General features: G+C 70.0%; 15 protein-coding genes. 1 reads left to right on the forward strand and 14 read right to left on the reverse strand.

The genetic code is table 11. The annotated features are described in order from the left end of the window. Positions 1–1,209: an Mbeg1-like protein gene (locus tag B5F23_RS02070; RefSeq protein WP_087351085.1), complete on the reverse strand. Its 1,209-nt coding sequence runs from the start codon at positions 1,207–1,209 to the stop codon at positions 1–3. Positions 1,210–1,219: 10 nt separating this feature from the next. Next, positions 1,220–3,445 carry an excinuclease ABC subunit UvrB gene (uvrB, locus tag B5F23_RS02075; protein WP_446723470.1) on the reverse strand — a complete coding sequence of 742 codons (2,226 nt, stop codon included), beginning with the start codon at positions 3,443–3,445 and terminating at the stop codon, positions 1,220–1,222. 140 nt (positions 3,446–3,585) lie between these two features. On the opposite strand from uvrB, the gene B5F23_RS02080 reads away from it, so the two are divergent. Next, positions 3,586–5,877, forward strand: a complete 2,292-nt coding sequence (locus B5F23_RS02080) for a tetratricopeptide repeat protein (protein ID WP_143786337.1) — start codon at positions 3,586–3,588, stop codon at positions 5,875–5,877. Here B5F23_RS02080 and B5F23_RS02085 read toward each other — a convergent pair. The 12 genes from B5F23_RS02085 to B5F23_RS02140 form a co-directional block, all read right to left on the reverse strand. Continuing rightward, entirely contained in the window at positions 5,867–6,406 is a 540-nt protein-coding gene (locus B5F23_RS02085; protein WP_158096096.1) for a lytic transglycosylase domain-containing protein, read from the reverse strand. The genes B5F23_RS02080 and B5F23_RS02085 overlap by 11 nt on opposite strands. Before the next feature lie 97 nt (positions 6,407–6,503). Beyond that, positions 6,504–7,178 (reverse strand): dephospho-CoA kinase, encoded by a 675-nt coding sequence (gene coaE / locus B5F23_RS02090; RefSeq protein WP_087351098.1) that lies wholly within the window; start codon positions 7,176–7,178, stop codon positions 6,504–6,506. A 30-nt stretch (positions 7,179–7,208) separates the two neighbouring features. Next, positions 7,209–7,865 (reverse strand): ATP-binding cassette domain-containing protein, encoded by a 657-nt coding sequence (locus B5F23_RS02095; RefSeq protein ID WP_087351101.1) that lies wholly within the window; start codon positions 7,863–7,865, stop codon positions 7,209–7,211. Next, positions 7,862–8,656, reverse strand: a complete 795-nt coding sequence (locus B5F23_RS02100; RefSeq protein WP_087351104.1) for an ABC transporter permease — start codon at positions 8,654–8,656, stop codon at positions 7,862–7,864. The genes B5F23_RS02095 and B5F23_RS02100 overlap by 4 nt, the downstream gene beginning before the upstream one ends. A 12-nt stretch (positions 8,657–8,668) precedes the next feature. Beyond that, the gene (locus tag B5F23_RS02105) at positions 8,669–9,709 is read right to left on the reverse strand and encodes an ABC transporter substrate-binding protein (protein ID WP_087351107.1); all 1,041 of its coding nucleotides are present in this window, start codon (positions 9,707–9,709) and stop codon (positions 8,669–8,671) included. A gap of 82 nt (positions 9,710–9,791) precedes the next feature. Next, the gene (locus B5F23_RS02110) at positions 9,792–10,202 is read right to left on the reverse strand and encodes a hypothetical protein (protein WP_087351109.1); all 411 of its coding nucleotides are present in this window, start codon (positions 10,200–10,202) and stop codon (positions 9,792–9,794) included. Positions 10,203–10,344: 142 nt separating this feature from the next. Beyond that, entirely contained in the window at positions 10,345–11,400 is a 1,056-nt protein-coding gene (locus B5F23_RS02115) for a M20/M25/M40 family metallo-hydrolase (protein WP_087351112.1), read from the reverse strand. Positions 11,401–11,457: 57 nt separating this feature from the next. Beyond that, positions 11,458–12,708 (reverse strand): peptidase T, encoded by a 1,251-nt coding sequence (gene pepT / locus B5F23_RS02120; protein WP_087351115.1) that lies wholly within the window; start codon positions 12,706–12,708, stop codon positions 11,458–11,460. A 44-nt stretch (positions 12,709–12,752) separates the two neighbouring features. Beyond that, the gene (locus B5F23_RS02125; protein WP_275083200.1) at positions 12,753–13,820 is read right to left on the reverse strand and encodes an ABC transporter ATP-binding protein; all 1,068 of its coding nucleotides are present in this window, start codon (positions 13,818–13,820) and stop codon (positions 12,753–12,755) included. 1 nt (position 13,821) lies between these two features. Further along, the gene (locus B5F23_RS02130) at positions 13,822–14,901 is read right to left on the reverse strand and encodes an ABC transporter ATP-binding protein (RefSeq protein ID WP_087351119.1); all 1,080 of its coding nucleotides are present in this window, start codon (positions 14,899–14,901) and stop codon (positions 13,822–13,824) included. 15 nt (positions 14,902–14,916) lie between these two features. Next, positions 14,917–15,879, reverse strand: coding sequence for an ABC transporter permease (locus B5F23_RS02135; protein ID WP_087351122.1), 963 nt, complete (start codon positions 15,877–15,879; stop codon positions 14,917–14,919). Next, a complete protein-coding gene (locus B5F23_RS02140; RefSeq protein ID WP_087351124.1) occupies positions 15,879–16,814 on the reverse strand; it encodes an ABC transporter permease in 936 nt (311 codons plus the stop codon). Before B5F23_RS02140 ends, B5F23_RS02135 begins: the two co-directional genes overlap by 1 nt. Between the last annotated feature and the right edge of the window lie 54 nt (positions 16,815–16,868).

A 16,868-nucleotide genomic window follows, 5' to 3' on the forward strand; every position in this document is an offset into this window, starting at 1 on the left:
TCAGCCCTCCGAGACCTCGTTGTCCGAACTTTTCCCGTCTCCTGCAATTCTACCCGGCAGGAGCGCCTCCAAGTCGGGCAGGCGCAGGGGCTCGAGCTCCGGCACCTGCGGCAGGCTCACGTCGGGCACGAAGGAGCGTACGAGAAGTGCCAGCGCCCGCGTGATGTGGCCGCGCTGCTCGGGCTCGAGCCGGGCGACCTCGCGCAGCATGGCCGGCACGCTCGTCTGCCAGCGCTCCCCTAGCTCCCCGAAGGTGTCCTCCCCTCCTGCCGCAAAGACCGAGAAGAGCGCGTCGACGAACCCCTCGCGCTCGGCGTGCGTCATGCTCGCGATCCACTGGTTGAGGCTCTCGTCGAGGAAGGAGGCGCCCCGGGCAAGCCCCTCGTGTCGCACGAAGTCAGCCCCCTCGACCACCCACGAGAAGGGGTCGTGCTGGGCGAGGGCCGTCGTCGAGGACTCGACCACGGCGTAGTCCTCCTGGCGCTCGAAGAGCATGCCGATCACGGACGAGTGCGGGACGGTCTTTGAGACGAGGTGCGCGCGCTCGCGCCACGCCTCGTCGGCGAGCGCCTCGGAGGTGAAGCCCGGGCCGTCGTGCGAGAAGACGCGCTCGATGCGCGCCGCCAGCTCGCCCGGGCAGCGCGCCGCGGCGTACACGGCAAGGTTCCCGCCCTTGGAGTGCCCGCCGAGGTAGAGGGGCCCGTCCACGGACGGCGCCACGCGCTCGAGGTAGCGGACGGCGGCGAGCTGGGAGGGCACGCCCGTCTCGAAGGCCATGTTGAAGTCCTCCTTCCACCCCACGAGCGTGTTGTCCGTGCCGCGGAAGGAGACGTAGGCCCCGCCGCCGGGGAGGCGCAGCGTGCAGGCGCTGAACTGCTTCTCCTGGGTCTCGCTGAAGTCGTCCTCGTAGTCGCTCACGCGCAGGCCGCGCAGGCGCGGGCTGGCGACGGCGGCCGCGAGCAGGCGCACGAGCCCCTCCGGGTCCCAGAGGCCCCTCGTCATGGGCTCGAACCACTCGGCGCGGAAGAGCTCTCCGAGCGCCATCCCCTCGTGCGTGCGCGCGCGGCTCGCCTCCTGGGGGAGCCGGTAGTACGAGAGGCACGAGAGCACGAGGCTGTCCACGTCGCCGAGCGGCCGCTCGTCGAGCCCCTCGAACTCGCACGCCAGGTAGCCCCGGATGTTCCTCTCCTCGACGAGATGCCCTGACATGGCCGCCCCCCTACTTCCTGCGCGGGCGGTAGCGGCGGCGCGTGGCGTGGGCGCTCCCCTTGCGAGCCCCCGCCTTGAGCCGGGAGATGACCTCGTCGGCCGAGCCGCCTTCGACGCGCGTGCGGATCTCCACGATCTGGTCGCGCAGACGCGCGGCCGTCTCGAAGTCCATGGCCTCCGACGCGGCGGCCATCTCCTCCTCGAGCGCGTCGACCACGTCGGCGAGCTCGCTCGCGGAAAGCTGCATGAGCTCGTCCGCCACGGACCCCGCGACCTGCTCGGACGGCTCGGCGAGGCTCTCGAACGCGCCGTGGCTGCCCGTGCCGTGGCGGTCGCGCGTCTTGCCCTCAAGCGTGGCCGACGCCTCGGAGATAAACGAGGAGACGTCGGTGATCGACTTCTTGACGGTGCGCGGGACGATACCGTGCTCCTGGTTGAACGCCTCCTGGATCTGGCGACGGCGCGCGGTCTCCCCGATGGCCGCCCGCATGGAGTCCGTGACGGTGTCCGCGTACATGATGACCTCGCCCTGGGCGTTTCTCGCCGCGCGGCCCATGGTCTGGATGAGCGAGCGCCTGTTGCGCAGGAAGCCCTCCTTATCCGCGTCCAGGATCGCCACGAGCGAGACCTCCGGGATGTCCAGGCCCTCGCGCAAGAGGTTGATGCCCACGAGAACGTCGATCTTGCCCTGGCGCAGGTCGCGGATGATGTCCACGCGGTCGAGCGTGGCGGTGTCCGAGTGCATGTAGTTGACGCGCACGCCCTCGTCGAGCAGGTGGTCGGTGAGGTCCTCGGCCATGCGCTTGGTGAGCGTGGTCACGAGCACGCGCTCCTTCTTCGCCACGCGTTCCTTTATCTCCGAGATGAGGTCGTCGATCTGCCCGTGGACGGGCCTGACCTCGACCTTGGGGTCGAGAAGCCCCGTCGGGCGGATGATCTGCTCGACCTGCTGCTGCGTGACGGACTCCTCGTAGTCTCCCGGCGTGGCCGAGACGTAGATGAACTGGGGAACGCGCTCCTCGAACTCGTCGAAGCGCAGCGGGCGGTTGTCGAGCGCGGACGGCAGGCGAAAGCCGTGGTCCACGAGCGTGACCTTGCGCGAGCGGTCCCCCTCGTACATGCCGCGGATCTGGGGCACCGTGACGTGGGACTCGTCGATGATGCAGACCATGTCCTTGGGGAAGTAGTCGATGAGCGTGTAGGGCGGCTCTCCCGCCTTGCGGCCGTCCAGGTGGCGCGAGTAGTTCTCGATGCCGTTGCAGTAGCCCATGGTCTCGAGCATCTCGAGGTCGTAGCCGGTGCGCTGAGCAAGGCGCTGGGCCTCGAGCAGCATGTCGTTCGCCTTGAGCTCGGCCACGCGCCCCTCGAGCTCCTCGGCTATGGTCTTGAGGGCGTGGGTGACCTTGGGCCGCTCGGTGACGTAGTGGGAGGCGGGCCAGATGGGGATGGCGTCGAACTCGCGGACGATCTCCCCGGTGACGTTGTCCACCTCCGCGATGAGCTCCACCTCGTCCCCGAAGAACGAGATGCGCAGGGGGTTCTCCGCGTAGGGCGGGAAGACGTCGACGGTGTCCCCGCGCACGCGGAAGGTCCCGCGGGAGAGGTCGTAGTCGTTGCGGTCGTACTGGATGTCTATGAGGCTGTGGATGAGCTCGTCGCGCTCGAGCGGCTCGTCCTTGCTCACGTTGGGCGCGAGGCCGGCGTAGTCCTGCGGGCTGCCGATGCCGTAGATGCAGGAGACCGACGCCACCACGATGACGTCCCTGCGCGACAGCAGGCTCGAGGTCGCCTGGTGGCGCAGCTTCTCGACCTCCTCGTTGATCGAGGCGTCCTTCTCTATGTAGGTGTCCGTCTGCGGGACGTAGGCCTCGGGCTGGTAGTAGTCGTAGTAGGAGACGAAGTAGACCACCGCGTTGTTGGGGAAGAGCTCCTTCATCTCGCTCGCGACCTGGGCCGCGAGCGTCTTGTTGGGCTCCATGATGAGCGTGGGCCGCCCGAGGCGCTCGATGGTCTTGGCCATGGTGAAGGTCTTGCCCGATCCCGTGACGCCCATGAGCGTCTGGTAGCGAAGCCCGCGCTCCACACCCTCGGCGAGCCTCTCTATGGCCTGCGGCTGGTCGCCCGCCGGCTCGTAGGGCGAGACCACCTCGAGCCGCTCGCCGCCCTTCTCGCGACCAAAGCGCACGAGCTCGGCGCCAAAGCGCTCCTGCCCGCCTGCGGACACCGGTCCTCCCACGGCTCCCCCTTCCGTCGTCTCCCTTGGACCCTAGTTTACCCCAAAATCCCGATTGCAAACACTTGTTCTCATTCAGATTGTGAGATACTGTCATAGCCAACAGGAACCGATGGGCGAGAAGAGCCTCGAGAGGGGGCCCTATGGGCAGAAACGCTGGAGGTGTGCGGCCGCTGCCGCGCTGGTGGGGCGTCGCCGCCGTGGTGCTGGGCGCCGCCTGTCTGCTCGGCGCGCTGGCGCTCGCCGCCGCGCCGGGGGAGACGCCCTGGCGAGACCAGCGCACCGTGACCCGCAGCGCCATCCTCGGGGTGGCCCTGTGCGTCTCCGGCGTCCTCGCCCTCGCCCGCGCCCGCGGCTCGGCCCCCTCCGCCGAAAGGCCGCCCGCACCCGCCGGCGTGACCGGCGCCAGGCCCGCCCCCTCCGGCGCCGTAGGGCTCGAGGGCATGCTCAAGCACAGCGACGACGTCCTCGCCACCCTGCGCGACCTCGTCTCCCACGCACGCCGCGGCGAGGGCCTCGACGACGTGCTCGAGCTCCTGTCGCGCTCCGGCGTCATGGAGTGGGAGGGCGCGCCCGTCGTGCGCGCCAACCGCCTCGGGAGGAACGGCCGCTGGTGGCTCTCGACCCCCGGCGTCGGGCTCGAGCGAGCCGACCTCGAGCGCCTCGTCGGCATCGAGGCGGCGCTCAACGTGGGCGAGGACCTCGCACGCGCCGGGGGCGGCCCGGGAGGGCTCGACGATCGGGTTGAGGAGGCTCTTGTCGGCGTCGCCGGGCTCAGGCCGCTCGCCGACAGGAGCCGCGCCTTCCGCGACGACCTTCTCCAGGGGGCCGAGAAGGACGGCGAGTGGTCGTGCCGGCTGCGCTTCGCGGACGGCGCGGAGGACCTCCCCGCACCCTTCCGCGTGGAGCAGTCGTTCCAGTCCAACGTCGGGGCGGGCCTCGCCTGCGTGGACGTGTGCGCCCCCTCCCCGGCCTGCTTCGCGTGGGCGGGGGGCACGGCCAGGACGCGCGCCGACCTCGCGAGCCGTCACGCCCTCGGGCTCGCGCTCGCCCTCGGGCGCGTGGCGCTCGAGTCCAGCAGGCTCGTGAGGCGCGTCGTGGTCAACTGCCACGACCGTGACGAAGAGCGGACCACCCTGCTCTCGCTCGACCTCACGCGCGAGGCGCTCGAGAGGCTCTCGCACGCGTCGCTTCGCTCCCTTCCGAGCGACGAGGCGCTTGCGGCGCGGGTGGGCGAGGACGGGTGGCTGCTGCCCGTCGAGCCCTTCCTGCGCGCAGACTCCCCCGAGGTATGCCCGCCCGAGCGTGGCCGAGCCGTCGAGCTCGACGACACGGAGTGCGGCGGCGCGCTCGCCTCCGCCTGCGGGGCGCGACGCGTGAGCGACCTCGGCATCATGGAGAAGGCCGGGCGCGAACAGGCCTGGAGGAAGATCGAGGCCAGCCTGCGCGGGACCACGCGCGAGGCCGTCTCCGCGCTCGTGGAGCTACGCGGCTCCACCGACGACCTCACCGTCGCCGAGGCGTGTGGGAGGGTGGCAGAGGCGCTCGTCACGGGCGGCGCCGACGTCTCCGACCACGAGACGCTCGAGCGGCTGTTCGTGGACGGCGGCCCGCTCGCCGACGCCTGCCGACGCGCCTCGAAGGCGCTCGACGGCGAGCCGGTGCGCGAGGAGCTCGAGCAGGCCCTGGCCGAGCTCGAGCGCGCGCTCGCCCCCGCGGAGGAGACGGGCATCTACCTCGACGACGCCGACTCGGTCTATCGCTACTTCTGCTCGACGATCGAGCGGGTCGCCTACAACCTGTCGGCGGACGACGGGGGTCGCGCCGTCCGGCTCGTCCCCGACGAGTACTACGGCGCCCACCTCTACTCCACACGCATCCTCAACCAGCTCGGCCGGCACGACGAGGCCCTTCGCCATGCCGACGAGCTCGTGCGCGTGGCGCCCGCCTGCGCCGACACCGCACTCTCCCGCGTGCGCTGCCTCGAGGAGCAGTCGAGGGTCTTCGAGGCGGCCGACGCGCTCGTCGGCGCGATCAGGGAGGCCGTCACTCCGCGCGAGGTCTCGATCTGCTTCTACCGTCTTGCCTACATGGAGTGGAAGCTCGGCCGCAGCGACCTCGCGGTTGCGTGCTACCAGCGCTCGATGGAACACGACGACGAGATAGCGCAGGCCGCCAGCGCCGAGCTCGACGACCTTCTGGAGTCCGAGGAGGGACTCGAGCGCCTGAGTGACGAGCGCGTCGCCCCCACGCTCGAGGCGGCGGGGATTCCGTCCGCAGACCTCGAGCGGCGGCGCCGACAGACGGCGCTCGCCGCAGCCGCCTGCACCGACGCGGGGCTCTTCTCGGTCGCGCGCCCGCTCGTCGCTGCGCTGCTCACCCACAAGAACGACGACGCGCTCGTCGACGTGCGCAACTCGCTCGTCACCCGGTAATCCCCCCGGGGTAGCTCGAGCGATAGCCCTCGTAGGCGGCGAGCACGCGCTCGAGGTAGGTGCGGGTCTCCTCGTACTCGATCCCCTCGGGAATGGAGCCCCCGTCGGCGATCCAGCCCTGCACGGCGGCGAGGCCGGCGTTGTACGCCGCGATGATCTCCTCTCTGCTCGAGAGGTGCTCCTGCAGGTAGCCGAGATAGGCGCACCCGTACTCGACGTTGGTCGTGGGGTCGGTGAGCTCGGAGGGGTCGTAGGCGGACCCGTCGACGAGCCCCATCTCGGCGAGGCTCTCGGCCGTCGAGGGCATGACCTGCATGAGGCCCACGGCGCCCGCGTGGCTCACCGCGCCGGCGTCCCAGTCGGACTCGCACTTGATGATCGCGCACACGAGGTCGGGGTCGAGCCCGTGACGCTGCGCGGCGTCCTCGACGAGGGCCGCGTGGTCGATGCGGTAGACGAGCCTCCACAGCGGCGAGGTGGGCGTCGCGTAGAGGGCCGCGCCCACGCCGACCAGCAGCGCGCAGGCCACGAGGGCGACGACGATACGCCGAGACGGCCTCGGCCGCCGTGCGCGGGCCCGGGGACGCGCCTGGCGACGCGGCGTCGGGCGGGCGCGGCGGCGCGCGCTACGCCTTGGCAACGCCCGCGCCCCGCTTTGGAACGTTCTCCCAGCCCTGCTCCTCGCGCTCGTGCCACCAGTCGCGGACCTGCTGCGCGAAGACGTCGATCGTTCGGATGTTGTTGAAGACGTGGTTGGAGTGCGCGATGACGTACCTGTCGGAGGGCTGCTGGGCGACCCTGCGCTCGAAGTCGTTGCGGTCGAACCCCTTCTGGAGGGCGCGGGCGCGGCGGGCCGGGAGCGGGCACACCACGCCGACGATCTCGTCGGCCATGTCGAAGGACCCGCGCATGCGGTCGAGCAGCGGGACCTCGACAACGACGACCCGCTCGGGGGCGTCGGGGTTCTCCGAGCGTTCCGCCGCCTCCTCCTCGGCGATCTTGGCGATGTTGGCACGCAGGAGCTCGTCGATGACGGGCAGCTCGATCTCCTCGAGCGTGACCGCGCGCTCGGTGCTCGAGAAGGCGCGCTCGGCGAGCAGGCGGCGCTTCACCGCACCGGTGGGCGTGATGATGTCGTCGCCGAACTCCCTCACGATGTCGGGGATGATGGGCGACCACGGCGAGAGCGCCTGGCGCGAGAGCTCGTCGAGGTCGATGAGGGTGGCCCCGCACTCCTTCATCGTAGCGGCGACCGTTGACTTGCCGGACGCGATGCCGCCGGCCAGATAGATGACGTGCATGTTGCCTCCCCTGTCCTGGCTAACGGTTGTCTATCTTCGCACAAGTCGCCCTCTGGCGGGGCGTACGAGCCCGTCCTCCACACGCCATGCGACGGGGTCGGGAAGCAGGGCCGCCTCTCTGGGGTCGTGCGTCACCCAGACGACGGTGCGCCCCTCGAGCAGCGGCGCCACGTAGGACATCACCCGCCCCACGGTCCCGTCGTCCATGCCCTTAAGCGGCTCGTCGAGCAGGAGCACGTCGGCTGGGGCCAGCACGCAGCGCAGGATGGCCACGCGCCGTCTCTGCCCGCCGGACAGCTCGCGCACCGGCCGCGCGTCCACCGGCAGGCCCACCGCGCGCAGCGCCTCCCGCTCCCGCTCGAGGAACTCCCCGAGGGCGCGCCCGCGCAGGCGGCCGTGCGGGAGGCGGACGTTTGCCGTGGCGGTGAGGCCGTCGAGCAGGCGGTCCTCCTGGAAGGTCATCGCGAGGCGCCCGCGCGGGCGCACGACCTCGCCCGAGTCCGGCTCCTCGAGCCCCGCCACCAGGCGCAGCAGCGTCGTCTTGCCCGCGCCCGACGGCCCCATGACCACGTGGGCGCGGCCCCCCTCGAGGCACGCGGAGGCACCCGCCAGCACGCTCAGCTCCCCATAGCCCTTCTCGACCTCGCGCAGCTCGACGGCGGGCGCGCACGCACCTGGCGCGCTCACGGCCGGGCCTCCCAGCGCTTCACGGCCGCGTCGAGCGCGCGGCCCACGAGGGCCTCAAGGCACACGGAGACCGCCACGACCGCAACCGTCCAGGCGAAGAGGTCGGCGGTGTTGAGGTAGACCTTGGCGTCGTAGAGGTGCTCGCCGACCGTGAGGTCGGGCAGCCCGATGACCTCGGCCGCGACGCCCGCCTTCCAGGACATGCCGAGCGCCAGCGAGAAGCCCGCGCGCAGGTAGGGAAGCACCTGGGAGAGGTAGACGAGGCGCACGCGCTCGAGCGGGCGCACGCCAAAGACCTCGGCCATCTCGAGCAGGGCCGGGTCGGTCTGCCGGATGCCCTCGAGCGCGTTGGTGTAGACGATGGGGAGCGCCATGACGAGCGCGATGACGGTCGAGAGGCCGCGCGAGGGCACCCACAGCAGCACGAGGATCACGAACGAGGCCACGGGCACCGCCTTCGCCGCGCTCATGACCGGGGCGACGAGCTCGCGCACGACCCGCACGCGGCTCGAGAGCGCCGCGAGCGCGACGCCCGCCACGACCCCGGCGGCGAGCCCAGCCAGAACGCGGGCGAGCGAGATGCCCAGGGAGGCCCAGAACTCGCCCGTGAGGGACAGGGAGACGAGGTGCCCCGCCACCTCGAGCGGCCCCACGAGGACGATGCTCGCGTCGATGGCGCGGGCGGCGAGCTCCCAGACCACGAGCCAGAACGCCACGCAGAGCAGCCGGACGGCCCACGTGGGGAGCCGCCCGGCCGGCCCGAGGTCCTTCTCGCCGCGCGAGCGTGCCATCGCGCCCGGCCGCTAGGCGCCGAAGTAGAAGTCGTCGCCGGGCAGCGAGCCGCCCACGGCCTCGGCGTTCTGGTCGGCGAGAACCGCCAGGTAGCCGGAGAGGCGCTCCTTCATGTCCGCGCCCGTGACGCAGACGATGTTGCACTCGGGCAGCGCCTTCTCGGCGACCTCGGCGCTCACGATGTCGTAGCTCCCCACGAGCTGCGCGGCCTCGGCGACGTTGTCGTTGACGAAGTCGACCGACTCGGCGTAGTGGGCGAGAAACGCCTCGACGGCGCCGGGGTTCTCGTCGGCGAACTCCGAACGCACCACCGCGACGCCCGTGATCATGGAGCTCCGCTCGTCGCCGGTCTGCACCGCGTCCCACTCCTCGGTGAGGTCGAGCGCCACGCGGATCTGGTCGTTCTTCGCCTGGGCCGTTGTCACGAAGGGCTGCGGCAGCATCGCCACGCCGTCGGGGTCGGCCATGAGCTGCGCGAGGGCCTCGGAGTGCTCGCTCGCCCACTCGACCTGCACGTCCTCGCCGATCGCAAGGCCGTTCTTCTCCAGGACGTAGGCCAGGCCGTACTCGGGCGTGGAGCCCTTGCCGGAGGCGTAGATGGTCTTGCCCGCGAGGTCGGCCACGCTCTGCACCGAGTCGCCCTGCTCCACGATGTAGAGGACGCCGAGCGTGTTGATGGCGATGACGCGCACGCCGCCCTCAGTCTTGTTGTAGAGCACGCTCGCGAGGTTGGCCGGCACGGCGGCCACGTCCACCTCAGACTTTGCGATCAGCGGCGTGACCTCGTCGGCGGAGGCGTAGATGTCGAAGGAGTAGTCGTTGTCGGCGAGGTTGCCGGCGTCGACCTCGCTCATGAAGCGGACGAGCCCCATGGCCGTGGGCCCCTTGAGCGCGGCGGTGCGCACGGCGACGGGCTCGGCGGACGGCTCCTCGTCCGCGGCGTCGGCCGCGGGCTCGGCGGGCTGCTCGCCGCCCTCGCCCGCGCACGCCGCGAGTGCAAGCGAGGCCGTTCCGGCACCGGCGACCTTCAGAAACCCTCTTCTGCTCAGCATGTTGGACCTCCCTTGCTCAGTGTTCAGACCAAACAACGATAGCACGGGGAGGTCCTTCTCGCCCAAGCGTCCGGTAGGCGGTCTAGGACCTGACCTCGAACTTGGCGCCGCACTTGGGGCAGGTCACGCGGAGTTTGCCCTTGCCGCGCGGCACGCGGACCTTCTGTCGGCACGAGCCGCAGCGGGCGTGCTTGTAGGTGCGCAGCTCGCGCCAGGCGGCGCCGGGGTTCTGCACCCACGGACGCGCCGGGCCAAGCGCCTTCAGGAACGCCGCGTTCTCGCGCGAGCGGGCGCCGAGGTTCTTGGACTGGATGCGAAACATCGCGTAGGCGATGAGCGCCAGCCCCACCCAGCCGAGCCAGCTCGTGTGGGCAAAGACGTTGACGAGCACCGCGACGATGGCGAGGTTGGTGCAGAACACGGCCAGGTCGTCCGGCCCCTGCCGCCCCCTCAGCCACTCGGCCACCTTGCGCTGCCAGTCACCCTTTGCCATGCCCGTCCCCTCGCTCGCGTCCGACGCAACTCTGATACCCGTTTGCCGCCCCGCGAGTCAGCCCGCAGAGGGAATCCCGAAACTTTGGCCTCATCTGATAGGCGCCGGCGCGCCGGGGCGGCCCGAGGGACCAAGACCCCGGCTAGCGACCCTCGCCCATGAGGTAGGCGCGGCAGAGCCTCTCGGTCTCCACCAGCGCGTCCACGTGGCAGCGCTCGCGGCCGTGCGTGTTCAGGCACGCCATGCCAAAGGCACCGGAGCGCAGGTCGTTGGTGTGGGTGTAGGCGGCGTTGGCGTCGGTGGAGTAGTGGAAGCAGACCTGGGTGTTCCAGCGGCCCGGCGTGCACGCCGACTCGGCGCAGGCGATGAGCGTGTTGGTGAGCTCCCAGTCGTAGGGACCCTTGGCGTCGGAGCAGATCACGCCCACGGAGTGCTCGTCGGAGCCGGCGTAGTCGGGGCCGATGAGCGTGATGTCGAGCGCCACGTACTCGCTCACCTCGGCCGGGACCCACGCGCCGCCGTGGCCGATCTCCTCGTAGACGGGGAAGGCGAAGAGCGTGTCGTACGCGGGCTTCTCGCCGCTCTCCGCGAGCCAGCGCAGCACGTCGAGAAGGACCGCGACGCTCGCCTTGTCGTCGATGTGGCGGCTCACCACGTAGCCGTTGTCGAAGGCCTCGAAGTGCGGGTCGATCCCGATGACGGCGCCCTCGGTGACGCCGAGCGCGCGTGCGTCCTCGGCGCTCGCCACGTCGGCCACCAGGCTCACGGACATGGTGTCCTCGGTGCGCGCGTCGGTCTTTGCCTCGGCCCAGACGTGGACCGAGTGGTGGTTGCAGATCACCTGGCCGGCCACCGTGCGGCCGTCGCGGCAGTGGACGAGGCAGGTCTCGCCCTCGATGCTCGCGTAGTTGATGCCGCCGAGCTGGCGGACGCGCAGGGTGCCGTCGTCGTTGATGCCGCGCACCACGAGCCCGATCGTGTCCAGGTGGGCGCCCACGCACACGCACTTCTCGGCGCTCTTGCCCGCCACGCGCACGTAGGCCGTGGCCTTGTTGTCGGTGAACATCTCGTAGCCCATCTCGGCGAGCGTCTCGCGCAGCCAGGCGTGGACCTCGGGGTAGTAGCCCACCGGGCTCTCAACCTCGACGCACTCGTGCAGGGTGTCGATCAGGTACTGCGGGTCGATCTCGTGGCTCACGGCTCCTCCTTCGTCATGACGGGCGCTGGCCCGCCGGGCTCCTCCCGACGCGCTATTCTACGCCTGCGGCCGCGCGTAGCGCCCCACAAGGTCCTGCAGCACGTCCACCATGCGCTCGAGCTCCGCCACGGGGACGAACTCGCGCACGCCGTGGGCGTTGTAGTAGCCGGCGGAGAGGTTGGCGCAGGGGAAGCCGCGGAAGGAGAGCTGCGATCCGTCCGTGCCGCCGCGCATGGGGACGCAGGTCATCTCGACGCCGCAGGCCGCGTAGGCGGCGCGGGCGTTGTCGATGAGATGGGCGTTCTCGGGGAGGCAGACCACGTCGGCGAGGTTGTGGTACTGGTCGTGGATGGCAAGCTCGAGCGTGCCCTCCCCCATCTGCGCGTTCACCAGGGCCGCGGCGGCGCGCATGAGGTCCTTGCGGCGCTCCACCTGGGCCTGGTCGTGGTCGCGGATGATGTAGGCCGCGCTCGCCTCCTCGCAGGAGCCCTCCATGCGCTCGAGGTAGAAGAAGCCGTCGTAGCCCTCCGTGAACTCCGGCCGCTCGGCGGCAGGCAGCAGCTGGTGGAAGCGCATGATCGCCTCGGAGGCGTTTACCATCTTGCCCTTGGCCGTGCCCGTGTGGACCGAGACGCCGTGCGCCGTGAGCTCGGCCTCCGCGGCGTTGAACGTCTCGTAGCAGAACTCCCCGAGGGGTCCTCCGTCGATGGTGTAGCCAAAGTCTGCCCCAAACGCCTCGAGGTCGAGAAGCGCGGCGCCGTGGCCGATCTCCTCGTCCGGGACAAACGCAAGCGCCAGGCGGGGGTGCGGCAGCTCCGGGTTCTCGCGCAGGCGGGCGAGAAGCGCCACGCACTCGGCGACGCCCGCCTTGTCGTCTCCGCCGAGAAGCGACGTGCCGTCGGTGACCACGAGCTCGCCGCCCACCATGCGCTCCAGCTCGGGGTTGACGTCCGGGCTCAGCGTGACCGGACGGCCATCTGGGCCGGTGCCGATCGCGAGCTCGCCGCCCTCGTAGCGCACCACGCGCGGGCGGACCGGGTCGCCCCAGCTCTGCCATGCGGTGTCCAGGTGGCAGCAGAAGCCGAGCGTCGGCAGCTCCTCGGCGCCGACGCTCGCCGGCCAGTGGCAGGTGACGTAGGCGTGCTCGTCCACGCTCACGTCCTCGGCGCCGAGCGCACGCAGGTCCTCGGCCACGACCTCGGCGATCTTGAACTGGCTCTGCGTGGACGGCACGTGGTCGGCCGTCTGCGGATTGGACTGCGAGGGGACCTCGCAGTAGCGCACGAAGCGCTCAAGGACGTCTGACATGTCTCTCTCCCAACGTGCCCCCGAGGGGCGCGGCTCGCTTCTCCTTACGCCCCGGCGAGGGCGGCCTCCGCCTCCGCGAGGGCACGCGCCATCACCGGCTCGCGGTCCCTCTCGCTCAGGCTCTCGTCGTAGAGGTGGCAGGCGCAGCGGTGCCCGGGCACGACCTCGTGCATCTCGGGAGCGCGCTCGCCGCAGACCCTCATGCACCGCGGGCAGCGCGTGTTGAAGACGCAGCCCTGGGGCGGGTTCGTGGGGCTCGGGACGTCGCCCTCGAGGACCTTCTTGTCCTGGATGCGCTCGTGTCGGATGCGCGGGATGACGTCGAGAAGCGCGCGCGTGTAGGGGTGCAGCGGGTTGTCGAAGAGCTCGGTCTTGCTCGCGAGCTCCATCGTGTGGCCCAGGTACATCACCATGACCGTGTCGGAGATGTGCTTGACCACCGAGAGGTCGTGGCTGATGAAGACGTAGGAGAGGCCAAACTGCTCCTGGAGCTCCTCGAGCAGGTTGATGACCTTGGCCTGCACGGAGACGTCGAGCGCCGAGACCGGCTCGTCGCAGACCACGACCTCGGGCTTGAGCACGATGGCGCGCGCGATGCCGATGCGCTGGCGCTGGCCGCCGGAGAACTCGTGCGGGTAGCGGTACTTGAACGCGAGGTCCAGGCCTACGGCCTGCATGATCTTCTCGACGCGCGCGTCACGCTCCGCGCGGGTCTTGTAGGTGCCCGCGATGTCGATCGGCTCGGCGATGATGTCGGCCACGGTCATGCGCGGGTTGAGCGACGAGTAGGGGTCCTGGAAGATGAGCTTCATCTTCTGGCGCGCGCGGGTGAGGTCCTCGCCGGAAAGCGCGGTGAAGTCCTCGCCGTCAAGCGTGACCGTGCCCGCGGTGGGCTCGGTCAGCCGCAGCACGCACTTGCCCGTGGTGGACTTGCCGCAGCCCGACTCGCCCACGATGGCGAAGGTCTCGCCGCGGTGTACCTCGAAGGAGACGTCCTCGAGGGCGTGGACGTAGGCGCTCGCCTTGCCGAAGACGCCCTTCTTGACCGGGTAGCGCTTGGTGAGGTGCTCGACCTTGAGCACGACGTCCGTCATGTCTGCGTTTCTGCCCACGCTACTCACCCCACTTCTCTTTGTCGAACATCCAGCAGGCCACGGTGTGGTTCTCGTCGCCGTCGAGCGGGCGCACGTGCGGGCACTCCTGGCGGCAGACGTCGCGCGCGTAGGGGCAGCGCGGGTGGAACGGGCAGCCCGAGGGCAGCTCGTCGAGCATGGGCACGTTGCCGGGGATGGCGTAGAGCTTCTCCACCGCGTCGTCGAGCGAGGGGATGGAGTTGATGAGGCCGATCGAGTAGGGGTGCTTGGGGTTGGTGAAGAGCTCGGAGGCGAGCGTGTACTCCACGAGGTGCCCCGCGTACATGACGGCCACCCAGTCGGCCATCTCCGAGACCACGCCCATGTCGTGGGTGATGAGCATGACGGCGGTGCCCAGCTCCTCGCGCATGCGGTCGATGAGCTGCAGGATCTGCGCCTGAATCGTCACGTCGAGCGCCGTGGTGGGCTCGTCGCAGATGAGAAGCGCCGGCTGGCACGCGAGCGCCATGGCGATCATCACGCGCTGGCGCATGCCGCCGGAGAGCTCGTGCGGGTAGCTCCTGAAGACCTTCTCGGGCGCCGGGATGCCCACGAGCCTGATCATCTCGAGGGCGCGCGCGTCGGCGTCCTTCTTGGGCATCTTGGGGTTGTGCACGAGGATGCCCTCGCGGATCTGGCGCCCCGCCGTCATGACGGGGTTGAGGGAGGTCATGGGCTCCTGGAAGATCATGCCGATCTTGCTGCCACGCCAGGCGCGCATCTCGTCGCGCGAGAGCTGTGCCAGGTCGGTCCCCTCGAGCACGATCTTGCCGCCCACGATCTTGGCGGGCGGCTGGGGCAGCAGGCCCATGATCGAGAGCGCCGTCATCGACTTGCCGCAGCCCGACTCGCCCACCACGGCGAGCGTCTCGCCTCGGCGCATGACGAGGGAGAGGTTGCGAATGGCCGGCAGCGCGCCGTCCTCGGTGAAGAGCGTGACGGACAGGTCCTCCACGTCGAGAAGGACCTCGGCGCGCGCGGCGGCCGCGAGCTGCTGCTCGGCCACCTCCTCGGCGACGTCGCGCAGCTCGGCGTTGACCGAGACGTTGGTTTCAGACATGTGGCATCCCCCTTCCTAGGAGCGCATCTTGGGGTCGAGGGCGTCACGCAGCGCGTCGCCGAGCAGGTTGAACGCCATGACCGTGACGATGATGGCGATGCCGGGGATGACGCTGTAGTACGTGGACGACTGGATGTAGGGCTGCGCGGCGTCGATCATCTGGCCCCAGCTCGACATCGGGGGCATGACGCCCAGGCCGAGGAACGAGAGGGACGCCTCGCTCATGATGGCCGACGGGATGCCGAGCGTCGTGGTCACGATGAGGGTGGAGACGCAGTTGGGCAGCAGGTGCCTCATGATGATGCGCCAGCTCTTGCCGCCCGAGAGGATGCAGCTCTGGATGTACTCGGAGCCCTTGAGGCGCATGACGTCGCCGCGGATGAGGCGCGCGGTCGACGCCCAGCCGAGCAGGCCGAGCACCACGTAGAGGTTCACGAGGCCCTGGCCGAGGGCGTACATGACGACGATGGCGAACAGCAGGAACGGGAAGCTCGAGAAGACCTGGATCACGAAGGAGATGACCGCGTCGACCTTGCCGCCGAAGTAGCCCGCGCACACGCCGGCAAGAAACCCGATGACGAGCGCGATGGCCTGCGAGACCACGCCGACCGAGAGCGAGACGCGGCAGCCGTAGATCACGCGCGAGAGGATGTCGCGGCCGTACTCGTCGGTGCCGAAGAGGTGGGCGGCCGAGGGCGGCTGGAGCATGTTGGTGAGCTCCTGGGCGTCGGGGTCGTAGGGCGCCAGCAGCGGCGCGAAGATCGCCACCAGGGCGAGAAGGAGCACGACGACGAGGCAGAACATGCCGAGCTTGTTCTTCTTGAAGATGTTCCAGCTCACCGCCCAGTAGCTCGAGGCGCGCCGCTTGGCGGGCCCCCCGGGCTCGCCGGTAGGCATCTGCGCCTCGGAGGCGCGCCTCGCGACGTCCTCGACCTTCTGGACCTTGGGACTGTGCTTGTCGCTCGTGAGAAGGGCCATTACTCAGCCGCCTCCTCTCCAAGTCGGATGCGCGGGTCGACCACGGCGTAGAGGATGTCCACGATGAGGTAGACGACGACGCACACGATCGCGATGTACATGACGCCGCCCTGGATGAGCGGGAGGTCGCGGGCGTTGATGGCGTCGAGCAGGAGCTTGCCCATGCCCGGCATCATGAAGATGGACTCGATCAGGATCGACCCGGTGAGGATCTCGCCGAGCTGGGTGCCCGCGATCGTGATGATCGGGATGAGGGCGTTGCGCAGGCCGTGGCGGATGATGACGGCCCACTTGCGCACGCCCTTGGCCTCGGCGGTGCGCATGAAGTCCTGCGAGAGGACGTCGAGCATGCTCGTGCGCGTGACGCGCGCGATCGAGGCCGCGTAGCGCACGCCGAGCGCGATCACCGGCAGAACGAAGGCCTGCCAGGTCCTGATGCCCGAGAGCGGGAACCACCCCAGGTTGAGCGCGAAGACGATCTGCAGGATGACCGCCACCCAGAAGACGGGTGCCGAGATGCCCAGGATCGAGAGGGCCATGAGGGCACGGTCGATCCAGCGGCCGTGGTTGACGGCGGCCACGACGCCCACGACCAGGCCCATCAGCAGCGCGAAGACGTAGGCGCAGCCCGCGAGGCGGGCGGTCGTGAGAAACGAGCTGCCCATGAGCTCGACGACGGGTTTGCTCTGCGTGTAGGACGTGCCGAAGTCGCCCTGGAGCATGTTGGAGAGCCAGCGCCCGTACTGGACGAGCACCGGGTCGTTGAGGCCCATCTGCTCGCGGATGCGCTCGACCGTGGCGTCGTCCGCCATCTCGCCCACCATGATCCGCACCGGGTCGCCCGGCACGATGTTGAGGACGAAGAACGTGATGGCGGAGATGGCAAGCACCACCCCTATCGCCATCAAGATTCTCTTGACGAGAAACCCTCTCATCCTGATCCTTCCTCTCGGGCGGGCCGCGCCCGGCCCGCGTGCGGGCGCCCCGAC

Source organism: Olsenella sp. An188, from assembly GCF_002160255.1.
GTDB classification, from domain to species: Bacteria; Actinomycetota; Coriobacteriia; order Coriobacteriales; family Atopobiaceae; genus Thermophilibacter; species Thermophilibacter avistercoris.

What these genes read in the sequence shown, in the direction of transcription:
- B5F23_RS02135 (WP_087351122.1), bottom strand. Translation starts at nt 15,879, where the DNA reads ATGGCCCTTCTCACGAGCGACAAGCACAGTCCCAAGGTCCAGAAGGTC.
- B5F23_RS02100 (WP_087351104.1), bottom strand. Translation starts at nt 8,656, where the DNA reads ATGGCACGCTCGCGCGGCGAGAAGGACCTCGGGCCGGCCGGGCGGCTC.
- pepT (WP_087351115.1), bottom strand. Translation starts at nt 12,708, where the DNA reads ATGTCAGACGTCCTTGAGCGCTTCGTGCGCTACTGCGAGGTCCCCTCG.
- B5F23_RS02080 (WP_143786337.1), top strand. Translation starts at nt 3,586, where the DNA reads ATGGGCAGAAACGCTGGAGGTGTGCGGCCGCTGCCGCGCTGGTGGGGC.
- B5F23_RS02140 (WP_087351124.1), bottom strand. Translation starts at nt 16,814, where the DNA reads ATGAGAGGGTTTCTCGTCAAGAGAATCTTGATGGCGATAGGGGTGGTG.
- B5F23_RS02070 (WP_087351085.1), bottom strand. Translation starts at nt 1,209, where the DNA reads ATGTCAGGGCATCTCGTCGAGGAGAGGAACATCCGGGGCTACCTGGCG.
- coaE (WP_087351098.1), bottom strand. Translation starts at nt 7,178, where the DNA reads ATGCACGTCATCTATCTGGCCGGCGGCATCGCGTCCGGCAAGTCAACG.
- B5F23_RS02110 (WP_087351109.1), bottom strand. Translation starts at nt 10,202, where the DNA reads ATGGCAAAGGGTGACTGGCAGCGCAAGGTGGCCGAGTGGCTGAGGGGG.
- B5F23_RS02105 (WP_087351107.1), bottom strand. Translation starts at nt 9,709, where the DNA reads ATGCTGAGCAGAAGAGGGTTTCTGAAGGTCGCCGGTGCCGGAACGGCC.
- B5F23_RS02130 (WP_087351119.1), bottom strand. Translation starts at nt 14,901, where the DNA reads ATGTCTGAAACCAACGTCTCGGTCAACGCCGAGCTGCGCGACGTCGCC.